17 protein-coding genes, 1 tRNA gene, 1 rRNA gene and 1 riboswitch are annotated in these 18,861 nt (G+C 58.3%); of the genes, 4 read left to right on the top strand and 15 right to left on the bottom strand.

Annotated elements, in window-relative coordinates; genetic code table 11:
• Positions 1 to 414: 414 nt before the first annotated feature.
• Complete coding sequence (locus tag F3H58_RS14765; protein WP_149742719.1) at positions 415 to 1,407, top strand: adenosine kinase; 993 nt, start codon at positions 415 to 417, stop codon at positions 1,405 to 1,407.
• Here F3H58_RS14765 and F3H58_RS14760 read toward each other — a convergent pair.
• Positions 1,400 to 1,933, bottom strand: a complete 534-nt coding sequence (locus F3H58_RS14760; RefSeq protein WP_026363850.1) for an SH3 domain-containing protein — start codon at positions 1,931 to 1,933, stop codon at positions 1,400 to 1,402. The two genes, F3H58_RS14765 and F3H58_RS14760, sit on opposite strands and share 8 nt — an antisense overlap.
• Before the next feature lie 180 nt (positions 1,934 to 2,113).
• Here F3H58_RS14760 and F3H58_RS14755 point away from each other — a divergent pair, with 180 nt between their 5' ends.
• Positions 2,114 to 3,118, top strand: coding sequence for a 2-hydroxyacid dehydrogenase (locus F3H58_RS14755; protein ID WP_149742718.1), 1,005 nt, complete (start codon positions 2,114 to 2,116; stop codon positions 3,116 to 3,118).
• A gap of 6 nt (positions 3,119 to 3,124) precedes the next feature.
• Here the strand turns inward: F3H58_RS14755 and F3H58_RS14750 are convergent, their stop codons facing one another.
• The 3 genes from F3H58_RS14750 to recF are packed head-to-tail and all read right to left on the bottom strand — an operon-like array spanning position 3,125 to position 5,515.
• Positions 3,125 to 3,601, bottom strand: coding sequence for a GNAT family N-acetyltransferase (locus F3H58_RS14750; protein ID WP_149742717.1), 477 nt, complete (start codon positions 3,599 to 3,601; stop codon positions 3,125 to 3,127).
• Entirely contained in the window at positions 3,598 to 4,365 is a 768-nt protein-coding gene (locus F3H58_RS14745) for a molybdopterin-synthase adenylyltransferase MoeB (protein ID WP_149742716.1), read from the bottom strand. The genes F3H58_RS14750 and F3H58_RS14745 overlap by 4 nt, the downstream gene beginning before the upstream one ends.
• Positions 4,366 to 4,387: 22 nt before the next feature.
• Positions 4,388 to 5,515 carry a DNA replication/repair protein RecF gene (gene recF, locus F3H58_RS14740; protein WP_059758899.1) on the bottom strand — a complete coding sequence of 376 codons (1,128 nt, stop codon included), beginning with the start codon at positions 5,513 to 5,515 and terminating at the stop codon, positions 4,388 to 4,390.
• Positions 5,516 to 5,667: 152 nt separating this feature from the next.
• Between recF and F3H58_RS14735 the strand changes: the two genes are divergently transcribed.
• Positions 5,668 to 6,771, top strand: coding sequence for an alpha/beta hydrolase (locus F3H58_RS14735; protein WP_149742715.1), 1,104 nt, complete (start codon positions 5,668 to 5,670; stop codon positions 6,769 to 6,771).
• A 28-nt stretch (positions 6,772 to 6,799) separates the two neighbouring features.
• On the opposite strand, the gene nrdF is transcribed toward F3H58_RS14735, so the two are convergent.
• The 8 genes from nrdF to F3H58_RS14695 form a co-directional block, all read right to left on the bottom strand.
• Positions 6,800 to 7,774, bottom strand: a complete 975-nt coding sequence (nrdF, locus tag F3H58_RS14730) for a class 1b ribonucleoside-diphosphate reductase subunit beta (protein WP_149742714.1) — start codon at positions 7,772 to 7,774, stop codon at positions 6,800 to 6,802.
• 16 nt (positions 7,775 to 7,790) lie between these two features.
• Positions 7,791 to 9,953: a class 1b ribonucleoside-diphosphate reductase subunit alpha gene (gene nrdE / locus F3H58_RS14725; protein WP_149742866.1), complete on the bottom strand. Its 2,163-nt coding sequence runs from the start codon at positions 9,951 to 9,953 to the stop codon at positions 7,791 to 7,793.
• Positions 9,954 to 9,964: 11 nt separating this feature from the next.
• Entirely contained in the window at positions 9,965 to 10,363 is a 399-nt protein-coding gene (gene nrdI, locus F3H58_RS14720) for a class Ib ribonucleoside-diphosphate reductase assembly flavoprotein NrdI (RefSeq protein ID WP_003507140.1), read from the bottom strand.
• Between the two features lie 12 nt (positions 10,364 to 10,375).
• Entirely contained in the window at positions 10,376 to 10,597 is a 222-nt protein-coding gene (gene nrdH, locus F3H58_RS14715) for a glutaredoxin-like protein NrdH (protein WP_003524283.1), read from the bottom strand.
• 254 nt (positions 10,598 to 10,851) lie between these two features.
• A riboswitch (cobalamin riboswitch) is annotated at positions 10,852 to 11,075 on the bottom strand.
• 133 nt (positions 11,076 to 11,208) lie between these two features.
• Positions 11,209 to 11,838 (bottom strand): nucleoside triphosphate hydrolase, encoded by a 630-nt coding sequence (locus tag F3H58_RS14710; RefSeq protein ID WP_149742713.1) that lies wholly within the window; start codon positions 11,836 to 11,838, stop codon positions 11,209 to 11,211.
• Positions 11,835 to 12,617, bottom strand: coding sequence for an ATP-binding cassette domain-containing protein (locus F3H58_RS14705; RefSeq protein ID WP_149742712.1), 783 nt, complete (start codon positions 12,615 to 12,617; stop codon positions 11,835 to 11,837). The genes F3H58_RS14710 and F3H58_RS14705 overlap by 4 nt, the downstream gene beginning before the upstream one ends.
• Positions 12,617 to 13,699, bottom strand: coding sequence for an ABC transporter permease (locus F3H58_RS14700; protein ID WP_065656365.1), 1,083 nt, complete (start codon positions 13,697 to 13,699; stop codon positions 12,617 to 12,619). Before F3H58_RS14700 ends, F3H58_RS14705 begins: the two co-directional genes overlap by 1 nt.
• Positions 13,700 to 13,922: 223 nt before the next feature.
• Positions 13,923 to 14,945 (bottom strand): sugar ABC transporter substrate-binding protein, encoded by a 1,023-nt coding sequence (locus F3H58_RS14695; protein WP_003524279.1) that lies wholly within the window; start codon positions 14,943 to 14,945, stop codon positions 13,923 to 13,925.
• Between the two features lie 264 nt (positions 14,946 to 15,209).
• Here F3H58_RS14695 and F3H58_RS14690 point away from each other — a divergent pair, with 264 nt between their 5' ends.
• A complete protein-coding gene (locus F3H58_RS14690; protein ID WP_149742711.1) occupies positions 15,210 to 16,442 on the top strand; it encodes an ROK family transcriptional regulator in 1,233 nt (410 codons plus the stop codon).
• 56 nt (positions 16,443 to 16,498) lie between these two features.
• On the opposite strand, the gene recQ is transcribed toward F3H58_RS14690, so the two are convergent.
• The 3 genes from recQ to rrf form a co-directional block, all read right to left on the bottom strand.
• A complete protein-coding gene (gene recQ, locus F3H58_RS14685) occupies positions 16,499 to 18,307 on the bottom strand; it encodes a DNA helicase RecQ (RefSeq protein ID WP_149742710.1) in 1,809 nt (602 codons plus the stop codon).
• A gap of 205 nt (positions 18,308 to 18,512) precedes the next feature.
• Positions 18,513 to 18,589: transfer RNA gene (locus F3H58_RS14680), tRNA-Met, on the bottom strand.
• Between the two features lie 101 nt (positions 18,590 to 18,690).
• A 5S ribosomal RNA gene (gene rrf, locus F3H58_RS14675) occupies positions 18,691 to 18,805 on the bottom strand.
• Between the last annotated feature and the right edge of the window lie 56 nt (positions 18,806 to 18,861).

The raw sequence follows: 18,861 nt of genomic DNA, 5'->3' as shown, positions 1-18,861 counted from the left end.
GAATCGCGAAAACGCTCCCACTCTTTGTTTTCGCCATATGGCGTCCAAGAAAGACAAAACTCGTGAGCCGCTTTGGGCAGAAAGCGCGTTTTGGCCCGTAAAATTCGCAAGGCCGAACGTTACCCAAAAAGAAAAAGCGGGGTCTCCCCCGCCTTTTATGGCCGTTATATGCCGCCAGTACATCCGTGGCGGAGATAACGGTTGAGCCAGAAGACCCTCATGCCTTCCATTCCGGTATGCATTCACACACCTTTTGCTCTGAGAAATGAAATAGCTTAACCACATTACAGGCAGATGACGCGTTTTCGCTCCTCGCGGAGAACGGCATATTTTCTGTTTGGGCTTTTCTTGCCGCGAGAAATGTTTAAGACCTTTCGAAAAATACGCACACCCTGTGCGAAACGGATAGGGCCTATGACGAAATTCGACGTACTGACTGTCGGCAATGCCATCGTCGACATCATTTCCCGCTGCGACGATCGCTTTCTCAACGACAATGCCATTACCAAAGGCGCGATGAACCTCATCGATGCGGAACGGGCCGAGTTGCTTTACTCGCTGATGGGACCGGCTCTCGAAGCCTCCGGCGGCAGCGCTGGTAACACGGCGGCGGGTGTGGCCAATTTCGGCGGCAAGGCCGCCTATTTCGGCAAGGTGGCACAAGACCAGCTCGGCGAAATCTTCCAGCACGATATTCGCGCGCAGGGGGTCTATTTCGAAACCAAGCCGGAAGGCACCTTCCCGCCGACTGCGCGTTCGATGATCTTCGTGACCGAAGATGGTGAGCGTTCGATGAACACCTATCTCGGCGCCTGCGTCGATCTCGGTCCTGAAGACGTGGAAGAAGACGTGGTGGCGGATACAAAAGTCACCTACTTCGAGGGTTACCTTTGGGACCCGCCGCGCGCCAAGGACGCCATTCGCGAATGCGCCCGCATTGCCCATGAAAACGGCCGCGAAGTCTCCATGACGCTTTCCGACAGCTTCTGCGTTGGCCGCTATCGCGACGAATTCCTCGACCTGATGCGTTCGGGTACTGTGGACATTGTTTTCGCCAACAAGCAGGAAGCGCTTTCGCTTTACGAAACCGACGATTTCGAGCTTGCGCTGACCAAAATCGCAGCCGACTGCAAGATCGCAGCGGTGACGATGAGCGAGGAAGGCGCCGTCATCCTACGCGGCACGGAACGTGTGAAGGTCGAAGCCTGTCCGGTGCATGATGTGGTGGACACGACGGGCGCCGGCGATCTTTTCGCTGCGGGCTTCCTGTTCGGTTATACGCAGGACCGGTCGCTTGAAGATTGCGGCAAGCTCGGCTGCCTTGCGGCTGCCGCCGTCATTCAGCAGGTCGGGCCGCGCCCGATGTCATCGCTCAAGGCGCTTGGCGAGAAGCACGGCCTTATTTAAAGGCTTCACCGGGGTAAGCACCCCAAATTTCGCCCTGCGAAACCCAGCCCGAGGCCTGGCCGGCCTCGGCGCGGCACCAGTCGCCATTGCATTCGCCGATCCTGAAGACGACGCCCGGCTCAAGCCGCGCCACGACGGAAGCGCCCGACTGCGCCTCACGGCGCATGTTCACATAAACTTCCTTACCCTTGCCACGCATCCAGGGAGCAGCAACGGCCGTGCGCTCACCGGAAAGCAGAGCCTGGTTGACCCAGCCTTCCGTGCCGTCGGCATCGCGGATGCGCCGCCAGTTTTCATATTCCTGAATGATTTCCACCGGCATTCCCGATTTCAGATACATCCATGACACGGCATAATCCGTGCTCGGTCCGATGCGCATGTTGACGCGCTTGGATTTCAGGCTGACAAAACGCGGCAGCGGCAGGCCACTTGCGCCTTTGGCGGCACCCTGCGCCATGGCGTCGGTTGCCGCACCGAGGAGGCCCAAAGACAATGCAATGCAAACGATAGAAACCACACTGCGCATGCCCATTTCCGTTTCCCGCCTTCTGCAAACCGGATGATATTTAAGGAGGCTCGTTTCCACATGCCTCAAGCTTCAGCGAGTTTTGTTTGTCTTCGCCGGTGGGTCTGGTAGAAACGCCCTGATTGAAAGAAATTATCGCTCTTTCTGGTTAATGACTTCTGAACAAGGCAGCGGCAAACGATGACCCACAAGAAGAGACCGACAGTCTATATCACCCGCAAATTGCCTGACGTCGTCGAAACCAGAATGCGCGAACTCTTCGATGCCGAACTGAATATCGACGATACCCCGCGTAGCGAGGCGGAGCTTGTCGCCGCCATGCAAAGGGTGGATGTGCTCGTGCCGACCGTCACCGACCGCATCACCGCCGCGATGATCGAGCAGGCAGGGCCGCAGCTAAAGCTGATCGCCAGCTTCTCCAACGGCATCGACCATGTGGATGTGGATGCCGCGGCCCGAAAGGGCATTACCGTCACCAATACGCCCAATGTACTGACCGAGGACAGCGCGGATATCACCATGGCGCTGGTGCTCGCCGTGCCGCGCCGCATGATCGAAGGCACACGGGTGCTCGCCAACGGCGCGGACGAATGGCTCGGCTGGTCGCCGACCTGGATGCTCGGGCGGCGCATTTCCGGCAAGCGCATCGGCATTGTCGGCATGGGCCGCATCGGAACGGCGGTTGCGCGGCGCGCCAAGGCCTTCGGCCTTTCCATTCATTATCACAACCGCAAACGCGTCAATCCGGCCACCGAGACGGAGCTTGAGGCGACCTATTGGGACAGCCTCGACCAGATGCTGGCACGGGTGGATATCGTCTCCGTCAATTGCCCTTCGACGCCCGCAACCTATCACCTGATTTCAGCGCGGCGGCTGGCGCTGATGCAGCCGACCAGCTACATCGTCAATACCGCACGCGGCGATATCATCGACGAGGCGGCGATGATCCAGTGCCTGCGCGAAGGCAAGATCGCCGGCGCCGGTCTCGATGTCTATGAGAATGAGCCCGCGGTGAACCCCAAGCTCATCAAGCTCGCCAAGGAAGGCAAGGTCGTGCTGCTTCCGCATATGGGCTCTGCGACGATCGAAGGCCGTATCGAAATGGGCGATAAGGTCATCATCAACATCCGCACGCTGTTCGACGGCCACCGTCCGCCGAACCGGGTACTGCCGGGGCGGAACTAAGCCGGTTCAGCGGAGGAATTTGGTCATTTCGATAGAGGTCGTACGGTTATAGCCGGCATGGGCGTTTTCGGCGGTCTTGACGAAACCCCAGGCGGCGAATTTGGTATGATTGGCGATAAGCTCGATACGGGTTTCCAGCCGCAGCGCCGGTAACGCCAATTCGCGCGCCAGCGCTTCGGCCTGCTCCAGAAGCATCTTGCCTATACCCTTTCCCTGCGCTTTCGGGGAAACACAGAGTTTGCCGACATAAAGACAGGCGGGCGGCTCCGGCCGGCAAAACAGGCAGCCGACAATCTCGTCGCCATCAAGCGCCACGAAAGCGATCTCCACCCTTGCCTTCTCCGCCAGATTTCCAAGCGTCAGGCGATGAGCCGACGACGGCGGATCGATGACGCCATCCATATAGGCGAAGGAGGACATGATAAGTGCCAGCAATTCCTGCCAGCGATTGAATTCTTCCCCGATCTTAGCGATCTCGATCATGGTTTCTTCCCAGTTGCCCGCCGCTTGTATCGCACGGTTTCGAAACGGGCCGACAGGGCATCGTAGAGGAGCAGGCGGCCGATTAGCGGCTCGCCGGCACCGGTGATAACCTTGATCGCCTCCATGGCCATAAGCGTGCCGATAACCCCTGTCAGCGCGCCGACAATGCCTGTTTCCGCGCAATTGGGAATGAGGCCCTGCGGCGGCGGTTCCGGAAACAGGTCGCGATAGCCGGGCAGCAGAGCGCCCTCGGCATTTGTATCATAGGGTTTCAGCACCGTCACCGAACCATCAAAACGGCCGACAGCCCCCGTTACCAACGGTCTTTTTGCAGCCTCCGCCGCATCGGCGGCGGTATAACGCGTATCGAAATTATCCGAGCCGTCGATCAGAAGATCGAAGGATGGCAGATGGTCATGCGCCCAGACCTGCGAAAAGCGCTCTTCACAAACAAGCGTGCGGACATGCGGATTAAGCCGGGCGATGGCCTTGCGCGCGCTCTCCGTCTTCAGCTCCCCAATCGTACCGGTATCGTGGATCACCTGTCGCTGCAGATTGGACAGGGAAACCACATCGTCATCGATCATGCCGAGCGTGCCGACACCGGCGGCGGCAAGATAATGCAGGACAGGAGCGCCGAGACCACCGGCCCCGATGACCAGCACACGCGCCGCCTTCAGCCGCTGCTGGCCCACGCCGCCGATTTCCGGCAACAGGATATGGCGCTTGTAGCGTTCGATTTCTTCCGGGCTCAGCGGGTCCATGTCGCCCTCCATCTTTTAGCCGTCATGCCGTGATGCTCCCATGGGAAACATTGAAGAATTGCGCCCTGTCGCCAAGGGCGGAGAACATCGCTGTATCCGTTCCGGTCATAAAACTCTGGCCGCCAAGCGCATGAATGAGATCGAACAGAGCCGCCCGCCTGCCCTCATCCAGATGGGCGGCGATCTCGTCCAGCAGCAGAACCGGCGCATGGCCAGTCATATTGGCGGTCAGCTGCGCATGCGCAAGCACCAGCCCCACCAGCAGCGCCTTCTGTTCCCCGGTTGAACAGCGTTCGGCCTCCATGTCCTTTTCCGCATGGCGCACGAAGAGATCGACGCGGTGCGGCCCATCCAGTGTGCGGCCGGCAGCGGCGTCACGATACCGGCCATCGCGCAACATAAGCCTGTATTCATCCTCCAGATCGACGGCGGGACGATTGAGCCCATCGTCCATGAAACCGGAGAGAGAAAGCGCCGCCGAGGGAAAAGCGGCATTGCCCGCCCGCCCCTCGATGAGGCTCTTCAAGAGGCCGAGCATCTCATAACGCGCGACCGCCATGGAGATGCCGAGTTCGGCCATCTGCTTTTCGATGCCGTCCAGCCAGACCGGATCGAAGCGGCCTTCCGAAAGTAGCCGGTTACGGCCGCGCATGGCCTTTTCGAAATCGCTTGCCCGCCTTCCGTGAGCGGGATCGAGCGACAGCACCAGCCGGTCGAGGAAACGCCGGCGGTCCGAGGACGAGCCGGTAAAGAGGCCGTCCATCGCGGGCGTCAGCCACAATACCCGCAGATGGTCAGTCAGTTCATCGACGGATTTCACCGGCGTCCCGTTCAGTCTCAAGCGACGCGACACCACCTCGCCATCGCCTTCAATTCCCGTACCGATAGCAACTTCGCCATCCATGCCCTCGACATCGGCGAAGATCGAGAAGCCGGTGGCTTCGGCCCCTACCCGCGTCACATCAGAAAGGGTGGCGCGGCGCAGACCCCTTCCGGGTGAAAGAAAGGAGACGGCCTCCAGGAGATTGGTCTTGCCGGAACCGTTGTCGCCCGTCAGCACCACGTGGCGGTCATCGAGCGTGAGCGCAGCCGCCGCATAATTGCGGAAGTCCGTGAGTTTCAGCCGTAAAAGCGACACCTTGTTCGTCATGTGTACGGCCTAAAACGAAGATGGACGGATAGCAAGGTGGGGAACGTCCGTCCGCACCGAAGACAGCCGCTAGAGTGCAATTCATTCTTCAGTAGCAACTTTTTTAGTCGCCGGTTATTTATGAACCGGTCCTCATCACCGGTAGCCCATTCATGCGCCTGATCTTTTCTCTCTTTCTCACTCTCGGTCTTCTCTCCTCCTGCGCAGGCCGACCGGGGGCGGATGTGCTGGAGGCCGTCAACACCAGGACCCGCGACACGAAAATCGTGACCGCCTTCGTGGCGAGCACGCGGGAGAAAAACACGGACGCGAAAAAGGGCTTCGGCACGGAGCGGGCGATGGAGCCGAACTACGCCAGTTTCGATATTTCCATTCCGCCCACCCATAAAAGCGGGAAAATCGAATGGGCCAGCGGCAAGCCGGACCCGAACAAGGATTTCGTCGTCACCAGGGCCGATATGCTGACGAAGACGCGCTTTAATGCCGATCTTGGCGACATAGCCCGCTCCGGCAAGCAGATCGCACTTTTTGTGCACGGCTATAATTACAGCTATCAGGAAGCCCTGTTCCGCGCGGCGCAGATGGCGGCGGATGCCAATATGAACGGCGTGCCACTCGTCTTTTCCTGGCCGTCGCAAGCCTCGGTCGCCGGCTATGTGGCCGACAAGGAGTCCGCGACCTTTTCACGCGATGCGCTCGCCGCAATGTTGATCGATCTCACCCGGCAGACCCCGAAGAAAAGCGTCGTCGTGTTCGGGCACAGCATGGGCGGCTGGCTGGTCATGGAGGCGCTGCGGCAATTGCGCTTCCAGGGCAGAAACGATGTCATCGCCAAGCTGCAGGTGGTGCTGGCTGCGCCCGATATCGACGCCGATGTCTTCCGCAAGCAGATCGAGGTTGTCGGCCGGCTCAGCCCGCCGCTCACCGTTCTCGTTTCCAAGGATGACCGTGCGCTGAAAGCCTCTTCCATCCTTGGCGCCGACGTCACCCGTATCGGCGCGCTGGATGTGACCGACCGCCAAGTGCAGGAAGCCGCCCTTAAGGAGGGCGTGCAATTCGTCGACATCTCCAATCTGAAGGCGTCGGACCCGCTCAACCACGACCGCTATGCGGCGCTGGCCTCCATGGTGCCGCAACTTGAGGCAAGCAGGCGCGGGGGTGATATCAACAGTGCGGGAGCCTTCGTTTTCGATGCGATCGGCGCCACCGTCGCCAGCCCCTTCCGCCTTGCGAGCCAGGTGGTGAACCCGCAATAGTTTTGCGGGTCCTGCCGACAAACCGGCTTCAGAAATCCCAGTCTTCGTCTTCGGTCGCGACCGCCTTGCCGATGACATAGGAGGAGCCGGAACCGGAAAAGAAGTCGTGGTTCTCGTCGGCATTCGGAGAAAGCGCCGAGAGGATCGCGGGGTTGACCCGGCAGGCCTCGGCCGGAAACAGCGCCTCATAACCCAGATTCATCAGGGCCTTGTTGGCGTTGTAATGGAGAAACTGCTTGACGTCCTCCGTCAGGCCGACGCCGTCATAGAGGTCTTCGGTATACTTCGCTTCGTTGTCGTAAAGTTCAAGCAGGAGATCGAAGGCGAAATCCTTGATCTCCTGTCTTTGCGTTTCACCGAGACGCTCCAGCGCCTGCTGGAACTTGTAGCCGATATAATAGCCATGCACGGCCTCATCGCGGATGATGAGGCGGATCAAATCCGCCGTGTTGGTGAGCTTGGCGCGGCTTGACCAGAACATTGGCAGGTAAAAGCCGGAATAGAACAGGAAGCTTTCCAGAAACACACTGGCGATCTTTTTCTTCAACGGATCGCCGCTGTCATATTCCCGCATGATGAGCGCGGATTTACGCTGCAGAAATTCGTTTTCCTCCGACCAGCGATAGGCGTCGTCAACGTCAGGGGTGAGGCACAGCGTCGAGAAGATCGACGAATAGGAACGGGCGTGCACCGCCTCCATGAAGGAAATGTTGGAGAGCACCGCCTCCTCATGTGGCGTTGCCGAATCCGCCATCAGGCGCACCGCGCCGACACCGTTCTGGATGGTGTCGAGCAATGTCAGGCCGGTGAAAACACGGATTGTCAGTTTCTGTTCTTCCGGTTTCAGCGTTCCCCAGGAGGGGATATCGTTGGAGAGCGGCACCTTTTCCGGCAGCCAGAAATTCGAGGTCAGGCGGTTCCAGACTTCGAGATCCTTGTCGTCCTCGATGCGGTTCCAGTTGACCGCGCGGATGCGGGACGCGGGTTTTACGGCGATGTTCATTGTCTTGTCCCTCAATTCAGAGCGTGCAGGAAACGCAGCCCTGAACCTGCGTGCCTTCCAGCGCCATTTGGCGCAAACGAATGTAGTAGATGGTCTTGATGCCCTTCTTCCACGCGTAGATCTGCGCGCGATTGATATCACGCGTCGTTGCCGTATCGCGGAAGAACAGCGTCAGCGACAGGCCCTGATCGACATGCTGGGTCGCGGCCGCATAGGTATCGATGATCTTTTCCGGGCCGATCTCATAGGCATCCTGATAATATTCGAGATTATCATTCGAGAGATAAGAAGCCGGGTAATAAACGCGGCCGATCTTGCCCTCTTTGCGGATTTCGATCTTCGAGACGATTGGATGAATGGAGGAAGTGGAGTGGTTGATATAGGAGATCGAGCCCGTCGGCGGTACGGCCTGAAGGTTCTGGTTATAGAGGCCCGATGCCATCACGTCCTGCTTCAAAGCCTTCCAGTCTTCCTGCGTTGGAATGGCGATACCGGCTTTTTCGAACAGCTCACGGACCTTTTCAGTCGCAGGCAACCATTCCCGGTCGGTATATTTGTCGAAATAGTCGCCCGAGGCATATTTGGAGTTCTCAAAGCCCTTGAAGCTCTGGCGCCTTTCCACCGCCAACCGGTTGCTGGCGCGGATGGCGTGGTAGGTCACGGTGTAGAAATAGATATTGGTGAAATCGACACCTTCTTCAGAACCGTAGAAGATGCGCTCGCGCGCCAGATAACCGTGCAGGTTCATCTGGCCTAGCCCGATGGCGTGGCTGGCATCATTACCCTTTTCCACCGAAGGAACGGAGGAGATGTGGCTCATGTCCGACACTGCCGTCAGCGCCCGGATGGAGGTCTCGATCGTCTTGCCGAAATCCGCCGAATCCATTGCTGATGCAATGTTGAGCGAGCCGAGATTGCAGGAAATATCCTTGCCCATATGGCTGTAGGAAAGATCGGCATTGAACTCGCTTGCCTCGCTAACCTGCAGGATTTCCGAGCAGAGATTGCTCATGCTGATGCGGCCGGCGATCGGATTTGCGCGGTTCACCGTGTCCTCGAACATGATGTAGGGATAACCGCTCTCGAACTGGATTTCGGCGATCACCTGGAAGAATTCGCGCGCCTTGATCTTCTTCTTGCGGATGCGGCTATCGGCAACCATTTCATGATATTTTTCGGTGACCGAAATCTCGGTCAACGGCACGCCATAGACCCGCTCCACATCATAGGGCGAAAACAGATACATATCCTCGTTGTTGCGGGCGAGTTTGAAGGTGATGTCGGGGATCACCACGCCGAGCGACAGGGTCTTGATGCGGATTTTTTCGTCGGCATTTTCGCGCTTGGTATCGAGGAAGCGCATGATATCCGGATGGTGAGCATGCAGATAGACCGCGCCGGCACCCTGACGCGCACCAAGCTGGTTGGCGTAGGAAAAACTGTCTTCCAGCAGTTTCATGACGGGAATAACGCCGGAAGACTGGTTTTCGATCTGTTTGATCGGCGCTCCAAATTCGCGAATATTGGTCAAGGACAGCGCCACGCCGCCGCCGCGCTTGGAAAGCTGCAGCGCCGAATTGATGGAGCGGCCGATGCTTTCCATATTGTCTTCCACACGCAGCAGAAAACATGAAACCAGCTCACCGCGGCTCTTCTTGCCGGCGTTTAGGAATGTCGGCGTTGCCGGCTGGAAGCGACCTGAAATGATCTCGTCCATCAGGTCGCGGGCCAACTGTTCGTCACCACGCGCGAGAGCCAGCGCCACCATGCAGACACGGTCCTCGTAACGCTCGAGATAACGTTTTCCGTCGAAGGTCTTCAGCGTATAGGACGTGTAATATTTGAAGGCGCCGAGAAAGGTCGGAAAGCGGAATTTCCGGGCGTAGGCCTCATCGTAGAGGTCACGGACGAAATTGAAGGAGTACTGGTCCAGCACTTCCTGCTCGTAATATCCCTCCGTTACCAGATAATCGAGCTTCTCCCTAAGGTTATGGAAAAAGACGGTGTTCTGGTTGACGTGCTGGAGGAAATATTGCCGGGCGGCCAGGCGATCCTTGTCGAGCTGGATCTTTCCGTTCTCGTCATAGAGGTTCAGCATCGCGTTCAGCGCGTGGTAATCCATAGCCGCATCGAGCGGTTTCTGGGTTGCGGCTAGCGGCTGTTTGGCGTCCTTGCGCATGGCGCTCGAGGTCAGCGTGTCCAAAATCGTTCCAATCCATGTTTGACGTTGGCGACATCTTCCTCCGTGCCGAGAAGCTCGAAGCGATAGAGAAACGGCACGGCGCATTTGCGCGAGACGATATCTCCGGCGGATGCGAAAGCTGCGCCAAAATTCGTGTTTCCCGCCGCGATGACGCCGCGAATGAGATTTCGGTTGGAGGGCTCGTTCAAGAACCGGATGACCGGTTTCGGGACGGCCCCTTTCGTGCCGCCGCCCCCGTAGGTGGGGGTGACCAGCACATAGGGCTCAGACACATGCGGTACGTCGTCCTCCGCGCCGAGCGGCAGGCGAAACAGACGCCGTCCCAGTTTCAGAAGGAAACGATGGGTGTTTTCAGAGCGGCTGGAATAATAGACGATCAGGCCCATCGCCTTGCCGCCTCAACTGATCGAGCCGATCATATCCGGCCGGAAACCCGCCCAATGGCGTTCGCCGGCAACAACGACGGGAACCTGCATGTAGCCGAGGCCACGCACGTGATCGAGCGCATCCGCATCTTCGGAAATATCGACAATCTCATAGGGGACGCCGATGCGGTCGAGAGCGCGATAGGTCGCGGTGCACTGGACGCAGGCGGGCTTGCTGTAAACGGTGACGGTCATAATTTCCTCTCTAGAAGCCGGTTTCGGACACGGCTCAACATTGCCGATTGCAATCGCAATCGGCGGCGATGGATCTGTCATTAAGGTGGGCGTGCGCGGCTTTAGCCGCGTAAAATCGCTCTCTACGCCGACGAGCGCAGCAACTCAAACAAATGCACTGGCATGACTTCACCCCGAAGCTTGTTCTGGAGGGGGCAGAAAAGGGCGCACGCAAATCATTTGCGTCATACACCTTCCTCCGGACACCCCGCCCGTGGACGTTTGCGCTCAAGGCAGGTCTCCTGACTTGCGGGTCACAACATCTATTCCGGCCTTCCCGAAGCTTTCGGCTCCAGTGACCCAAATCGGAACGATGCTCACCGCTTACAGTTGCGGGGGCAGTTTCGGCCTTGCTCCACCATGATGGCGTTACGCACCGAATTCCCGTCTTAGCTCCCAACCCTTGCGAATCGGAAGAACCTCGAACACCACATATAGTATATGAGGAAATTTTCGCGTCAATGAATAGACACACAAAAGCCCCACCCTGTGGATCAAAAAGATTCAACACATGGTCAACAAAGGCTTAACGGCACATGCGCGCCGCCGCTCAAAGAGAGAAAAACGTTAATCTATTCCCAGGTATCGATGCGGATATCGGCGGGACGGGCGTTCTCAATCACCCTTTTTCCGTTCGGAAGATCGTTTTCGAAAAGTTTGGCGTGGATCGCAGCCTCGTCGAGACCATAGCCCTGCCATCTTTTCCGCAGCCTCTCCTCAAGTACGTCGACGGACGGCCCTACAAAAATGGTGAGGTCGAAGCTCCTGGAAAGAGTTGTCCACGGCGCCTCGTCCAGCAGCAGATAATTGCCTTCAGCAAGGATAAAGCGTGTTTCCGGCGCAATCGCCCGGGCGGACGCTATCGCGATTTCACGGGAACGGTCGAAAACCGGAACAAGCACCTCATGCCCGCCCTTGCGGACGGCGGAGACGATATCGAGGAAACCGCGCACGTCGAAGGTTTCGGGTGCGCCCTTTCGCGACAGCAGCCCCCGTTCTTCAAGAATGCCGTTGTCCATATGGAAGCCATCCATGGGCAGCACGGCGGCCGTTTCGCCCCGCGCCAGCAAAGCATCACAAAGGGCATCCGCCAGCGTGGATTTGCCGGCCCCAGGGGGACCGGCAATAGCGACGATAAAACGGGATTTACCTTCTGCCCGCCGAAGAACGTCTTCGGCGATCGTTTCAAGCTTCAGCATCATGCGGCAAGCGTTTCCTTCGGCGCTTCCTTGGCGCCGGTCATGAAGGCGACGGCGTCGGACATGGAGTAGTCCTTCGGATTGATGACGCACAGGCGCTTGCCTAGCCGGTGAATATGGATGCGATCCGCAACCTCGAAGACATGCGGCATGTTATGCGAGATCAGGACGATCGGCAGGCCGCGTGAACGCACATCGAGGATAAGCTCCAGCACGCGACGGCTTTCCTTGACGCCGAGTGCTGCCGTCGGCTCGTCGAGGATGACGACCTTGGAACCGAAGGCCGCCGCACGCGCCACGGCCACACCCTGACGCTGGCCGCCGGAGAGGGTTTCCACCGCCTGATTGATGTTCTGGATCGTCATCAGGCCGAGTTCCGACAGTTTCTCCCGGGCGAATTTTTCCATGGCCGGGCGGTCAAGGGCCCGGAAGAGGCTGCCCTGAATGCCGGGTTTGCGGATTTCCCGGCCGAGAAACATATTGTCGGCTATGGAAAGCGCCGGCGAAAGCGCGAGGTTCTGATAGACCGTCTCGATGCCAGCCTTGCGCGCCTCTATCGGCGAGCGGAACTGGACGAGCTGGCCTTCCAGCCGGATTTCCCCTTCATCGGGTGTCACCGCACCGGAAATTGCCTTGATGAGAGAGGATTTGCCGGCGCCGTTATCACCGATCACCGCCAAGATTTCGCCCGGATAGAGGTCGAAATCGGCATGATCGAGGGCGGTCACACGACCATAGCGCTTGACGAGATTGCGTGCTGTGAGAATGGGTTCTTTTGCCATCAGCCTGCTACCTTTCTGATCCACTGGTCGATTGCGACAGCCATGATGATGAGGACGCCGATCAACAGATAGGTCCATTGCGGGTCTGTTCCGATAAGCCTGAGGCCGAGCGAAAAGACGCCGACGATCAGGGCGCCGAAGATCATGCCCATGATGGAGCCGCGCCCGCCGAACAGCGACAGGCCGCCGATAACCACTGCGGTAATGGATTCTATATTGGCGAATTGACCGGCTGTCGGCGAAACCGAGCCGATGCGGCCGATCAAGGCCCAGCCAGCGAAGGCGCAGATGAGACCCGACAGCGTGTAAACGGTGGTCAGCATGCGCTTGACGTTGACACCGGCAAGTTCGGCGGCATCCGGATCGTCACCGACAGCATAAAGATGGCGACCCCAGGCGGTGCGGTTCAGCACATACCAGAGCAGGGCGACGAGCAGTACCATTGCGATGACGCCATAGGTGAAGACCGCGCCGCCGACCCGGATATTGGCGCCGAAGAATTGCAGGATCGGCGCCTGCTGGGCGATATCCTGGGCGCGGATCGTTTCGTTTGCGGAATAGAGGAAGTTGGTCGCCAAGACGATCTGCCACATGCCGAGCGTTACGATGAAGGGCGGCAGGCGCATGCGCGAGACCAGAATACCGTTGATGAAGCCGCAAAATGCGCCGACGGCAAGGCCACAGAGAATGGAAAGTTCCGCCGGCAAGCCGTAACGGAAGGTGAACTGTCCCATGACAACGGAGGACAGGACCATGATCGCGCCGACCGACAGATCGATGCCCGCCGTCAGGATGACCAGCGACTGCGCCGCGCCGACAATACCGACGATGGCGACCTGTTGCAGAATAAGGGTCAGCGTGAAGGCCGAGAAAAACTTGCCGCCGAGAAGCAGGCCGAAAACAATCAGCGACAGCACCAGAACAATAAGCGGAACGGCCGCCGGGCTGGAGTGGAGAAAGTGCTGCAGTTTTTCCAGCACACTCTTGTCGTGCGTATCGAAAGCAGCGACCTGCGTCGAGCTTCCAGAAAGCACTTTTTCAAATTCATTATGCGGCTGAGCCCGCACCGGCTGATCGCTCATGGATTTTCCTCCCGATCGCTCTATCGCACCAGCCCTGACACCGGGTCTATCTCCGAAGAGAATGATGCATAGATTTCAAAGTGTTGTGAAGCGGCCTATGCCATCCCCGCAGGACGCGTAACACGCTCGTTTGTTCCTTTGTCCGATCCCCCGGATCGTGCCTGAATCATTCTCGTCCAAGGGCGGGGGCACGAATGCCCCCGCGGGTTTCAACGGCGAGGCATCAGCCCCAGCACTTGTTGAGACCTTCCTTCGTATCGATGGAGTCGAGGCCCTTGACCGGCTTGTCGGTTACCAGCGTCACGCCGGTATCGACGAAGTTCTTGCCTTCGGTTGGCTTCGGCTTTTCACCGGTGTCGGCAAACTTCTTGACGGCTTCGACGCCAAGCGCCGCCATCAGCAGCGGATATTGCTGCGAGGTCGCGCCGATCACGCCTTCCGCGACGTTCTTGACGCCCGGGCAACCGCCATCGACGGAAACGATCAGAACATCCTTTTCACGGCCAACCGCTTTCAGCGCCTCATAAGCGCCGGCAGCCGCGGGTTCATTGATGGTGTGCACGACGTTGATGGTCGGGTCCTTCTGCAGCAGATTTTCCATCGCCGCGCGGCCGCCTTCTTCGTTACCATTGGTGACATCATGGCCGACGATACGCGGATCGTTTTCATCGCCGATCTTGTTGATGTCCTTCACGTCGATGCCAAAGCCCTTCATGAAGCCCTGGTTGCGCAGCACATCCACCGTCGGCTGGGAGGGGGTGAGGTTGAGGAAGGCGATCTTCGCATCCTTGGCCTTGTCGCCGAGGCTGCCGGCAGCCCATTTGCCGATCAGCTCACCAGCCAGAAGATTGTCCGTGGCGAAGGTGGAATCGGCGGCATCGACGGGTTCAAGCGGCGTATCGAGCGCAATGACCAGAAGACCGGCATCACGCGCCTTCTGAACGGCCGGAACGATACCCTTGGTGTCCGATGCGGTGATCAGGATACCCTTGGCGCCATCGGCGATGCAGGTCTCGATGGCGGCTACCTGGCTTTCGGAATCGCCGTCGATCTTGCCGGCATAGGATTTCAGCGTCACGCCAAGTTCTTTAGCCTTGGCGGTTGCGCCTTCCTTCATCTTGACGAAAAAGGGATTGGTATCGGTTTTGGTGATGAGGCAAACCGAAGTATCGGCCGCAGACGCAACGGAAGCGAAAGAAACGCCAAGCGCAAGCGCGCCCAGAAGAGCGGAAACAGTGGTCTTCATGAGATCCTCCCAATGGATATTTGAGCACCGTGACGGTTACCCGACGATCCCGTCTCCTCCGAGATCGACGACCGTTGGCTCAGATGGAACCACCAAAGGAAACGTCTGTCAATAAATAAATCCGATTGAATTATTAATTCCCTATGGCATTCTAATATGCGGCAGGGAGGAATATCGCCACGTCGTTTAACGTTGCGATAGCAAGATTGCCATAAAGCCTGCTGTATCGGTCGCGGCGGATAGGGCGGGCGGGAGGATGACACTATGAGACAATCTGTCGAGACGGCGCCGCCGGCGCCGCCCACCACCATGGATATAAGCGGCGGCGCCAACCAAATCGGAGTGCGCGCTTATAATGAGCGGCTCGTGCTGTCTCTCGTTCGCCGTCACGGCGGACTGTCAAAAGCCGAGATATCAAGACTTTGCGGCCTTTCAGCGCAGACCGTCTCGGTCATCATGCGCTCGCTTGAAAAGGACGGGCTTCTCATTCGCGGTGAAAGACTGCGTGGCAAAGTCGGCCAGCCATCGACGCCGATGCGGCTTAATCCCGACGCCGTCTTTTCTTTCGGTGTGAAGATCGGCCGACGCAGCGTCGATCTCGTGCTGATGGATTTTGTCGGCCGGATCAGGCTCAAGCTGCGCAGAACCTATCCCTACCCTCTTCCGGAATGGATACTACCCTTCGTAATCGACGGCATAACGGAACTCGAATCGAAGCTTTCCCCTACCGAGCGGGAGAAAATTGCCGGTGTCGGCATCGCCGCTCCATTTGAATTGTGGAACTGGGCGCAGGAAGTGGGCGCTCCACAGATCGAAATGGAGAGATGGCGGGGCGTCGATATCCGGTCGGAAATTGCCGAAAACGTCAGCTATCCGGTTTTTCTACAGAACGACGCGACCAGCGCCTGCGGCGCCGAACTGGTTTTTGGCGCAGGCCAGCACTATCCGGATTTTCTTTACGTTTTCATCGGCTCCTTCATAGGCGGCGGCGTTGTTTTGAATTCGGCGCTATTTTCCGGAAAGACGGGAACGGCCGGCGCCATCGGCCCCTTGCCGGTGCAGGGGCAGGACGGCAATACCGTTCAGCTTCTGAAAATCGCGTCGATCTTCGTTCTGGAAAACATGCTGCGCGAAAAGGGTATCGATCCGCGCCCCCTGTGGTTTTCTCCGGACGAGTGGATTGATTTCGGCGAGCCGCTGGAAAGCTGGATCAGGAAAACCGCCGCGGCGCTGGCGCAGGCCGTTATTGCCGCCGCCTCCATCATCGATTTTTCGAGCGTCATCATCGATGGCGGTTTTCCCGACTGGGTCAGAACCAGAATCGTCGCCGCCACCCGCCTTGCCCTTAAACACCACGATCTGCAGGGTGTCACGGTGCCTGACATCATCGAAGGCGCGGTCGGTAGCCAGGCGCGGGCAATCGGCGGCGCGAGCCTGCCCCTGTTTTCACGCTATCTCATCGATCAGAACGTTCTGTTCAAGGACACGACCGGCTGAGCCTTCGCAACGCCCTGCGGTTTTATTACTCGGCTATTAATTTGGATATCTGCCGGTCATTCGCCAGCCGCGTGCTGCATGATCGCCGCCAGAAAAGCAGGTCCGTAGCGCTCCAGCTTGGTGTCGCCGACGCCGGGAATCCCAGCCATTTCCTGCGCCGAGGCCGGTTTTGCCGCCGCAAGTTCGATGAGGGTCTTGTCGTGGAAAATCACATAGGGCGGAACGTTCTGTGCCCGGGCAATTTCCATGCGCTTCGCACGCAGCGCCTCAAAAAGACTGCGATCGGATTCCGGCAAGACCGTCGCTACCGCGTTGCGGGGCGTGTTTTGCCTTGTAGAGCGGGGAGCGGATGGTATCCTCAGCATCAATGCCGGTTTTTCGCGCAGGAACCGTCGTCCATCCTCGGAGATGGACAGGCCGCCATGCCCGGACAGATCCACGTCAATCATGCGTAACGCAACCAGCTGACGCAGGATGGCGCGCCATGTGCGGTTGTCGTGCTCCTTGCCTATCCCGTAAGTGGTGATGCGGTCATGGCCGAAGCGGGAAATCCGCTCGTCCTCGACACCCAGCAATACGCGGATGACATAGGCCTGGCCAAAACGTTCACCCGTGCGATAAATACAGGAGAGAAGTTTCTGCGCGGCGATGGCCCCGTCGAAGAGATCCGGCGGCTCGGCGCAGGTATCGCAATTGCCGCAAGGCTCGCACCGGTCGCCGAAATAGGAGAGCAGAACCTGCCGGCGGCAACTCGCCGTTTCTGCGAGGCCGAGCAGCGCATCGAGCTTCTGGCGCTCCATATATTTGCGTTGGTCCACGGCATCAGATTCTTCAATGAAACGATTGCGCAGGGCAATATCTTCATAGCCATAGAGCATGAGCACGTCCGACGGCAGACCATCACGACCGGCTCGGCCCGTTTCCTGATAATAGGCCTCGATGCTGCCAGGAAGGTCGATATGAACCACGAAGCGCACATCTGGCTTGTCTATGCCCATGCCGAAAGCGACGGTCGCTACAATGATGACCGCCTCGCCGTGCTGGAAACGGGTCTGGTTCTCCTCGCGGGCAGCCTTGTCCATGCCAGCGTGATAGGGTAGCGCATCGCGACCCTCCTCCCGCAGCCATGCGGCCGTTTCGTCCACTTTGCGTTTGGAAAGGCAATAGACGATACCGCTCTCAGCGTCGCGATCCTTCAAAAAGCGCTTCAGCTGCGCGCGCGGATTATCCTTTTCCATAATCGCATAGCGGATATTGGGCCGGTCGAACCCGGCGATGAAGGCATCGTGCTCTTCAATCCCCAGATGACCGAGAATTTCGGCGCGCGTGGGCTCGTCGGCCGTCGCCGTCAGCGCCATGCGCGGGGTATCGGGAAAACGCTCGATCAGCGTGTCTAGCTGGCGGTAGGGCGGCCGGAAATCATGTCCCCATTGAGAGAGACAATGGGCCTCGTCGACCGCGATCAGCGACAGGTCGATGGATTGCAGCGCATCGAGGACATCCGGCTTGAGCAGGGTTTCCGGCGCAGCATAAAGAATATCGACCTTGCCGGCCCGCATGTCCCGCCAAAGCGCGCGCCGCTCTTCCGGGGAAAGATCGGAATTGAGAGCTTCGGCCCGCACGCCCGCCTGACGCAGGGCTGCAACCTGATCGACCATCAATGCAATGAGCGGCGAGACGATCAACCCCATGCCGTCACGCGCGAGCGCCGGGATCTGGTAACAAAGCGACTTCCCACCGCCCGTCGGCATCAAAACGAAGGCATTGTTTCCCGCCACTACATGCCGAATGATGTCGGCCTGCCTTCCACGAAACGCATCGTATCCATAGACGGTCTTGAGGATATGCAAGGGATCAGCGGTCACGGCAGTTTTTATCCGAAGTGGAAAGATTGTGCATCATCACAGTTTTGGGATCGATGGCAATGGCGAAGATGGCTTTGTTCATGGAAGTAGATTGTGGGATTGGCTTTGTGATCAGCGGCCTAGTTTTTCCCTGACGGCCCAATTCCATAAGTCCCGAAACACAAAAAACCCCGTCGCGATTGCGACGGGGTTTTGTTTTGATACTTGGTTGCGGGGGCAGGATTTGAACCTGCGGCCTTCAGGTTATGAGCCTGACGAGCTACCGGGCTGCTCCACCCCGCGTTGAATGGTTTTATTATAGCATAAAGGCCGCATTTGCGGCCTTTTGATTTGGGCTTTTTTGCCCTTTAGTGATTGAGAAGATTTTGAGTTGCGTTTTGCAGACCTGGCAGCGACCTACTCTCCCGCGTCTTGAGACGAAGTACCATTGGCGCTGGGGCGTTTCACGGCCGTGTTCGGAATGGGAACGGGTGCAGCCGCCCCGCGATAACCACCAGGTCGGCAAAACGCAACATATGATCCATGCGTTTCGCATGGATCATATGATTGCTTGT

The organism is Rhizobium sp. NFACC06-2 (assembly GCF_900101425.1).
Lineage (GTDB): Bacteria > Pseudomonadota > Alphaproteobacteria > Rhizobiales > Rhizobiaceae > Agrobacterium > Agrobacterium leguminum.
The sequence above is the reverse complement of the archived record's forward strand: the minus strand, read 5'-3'. Positions and strand labels throughout refer to the sequence as shown.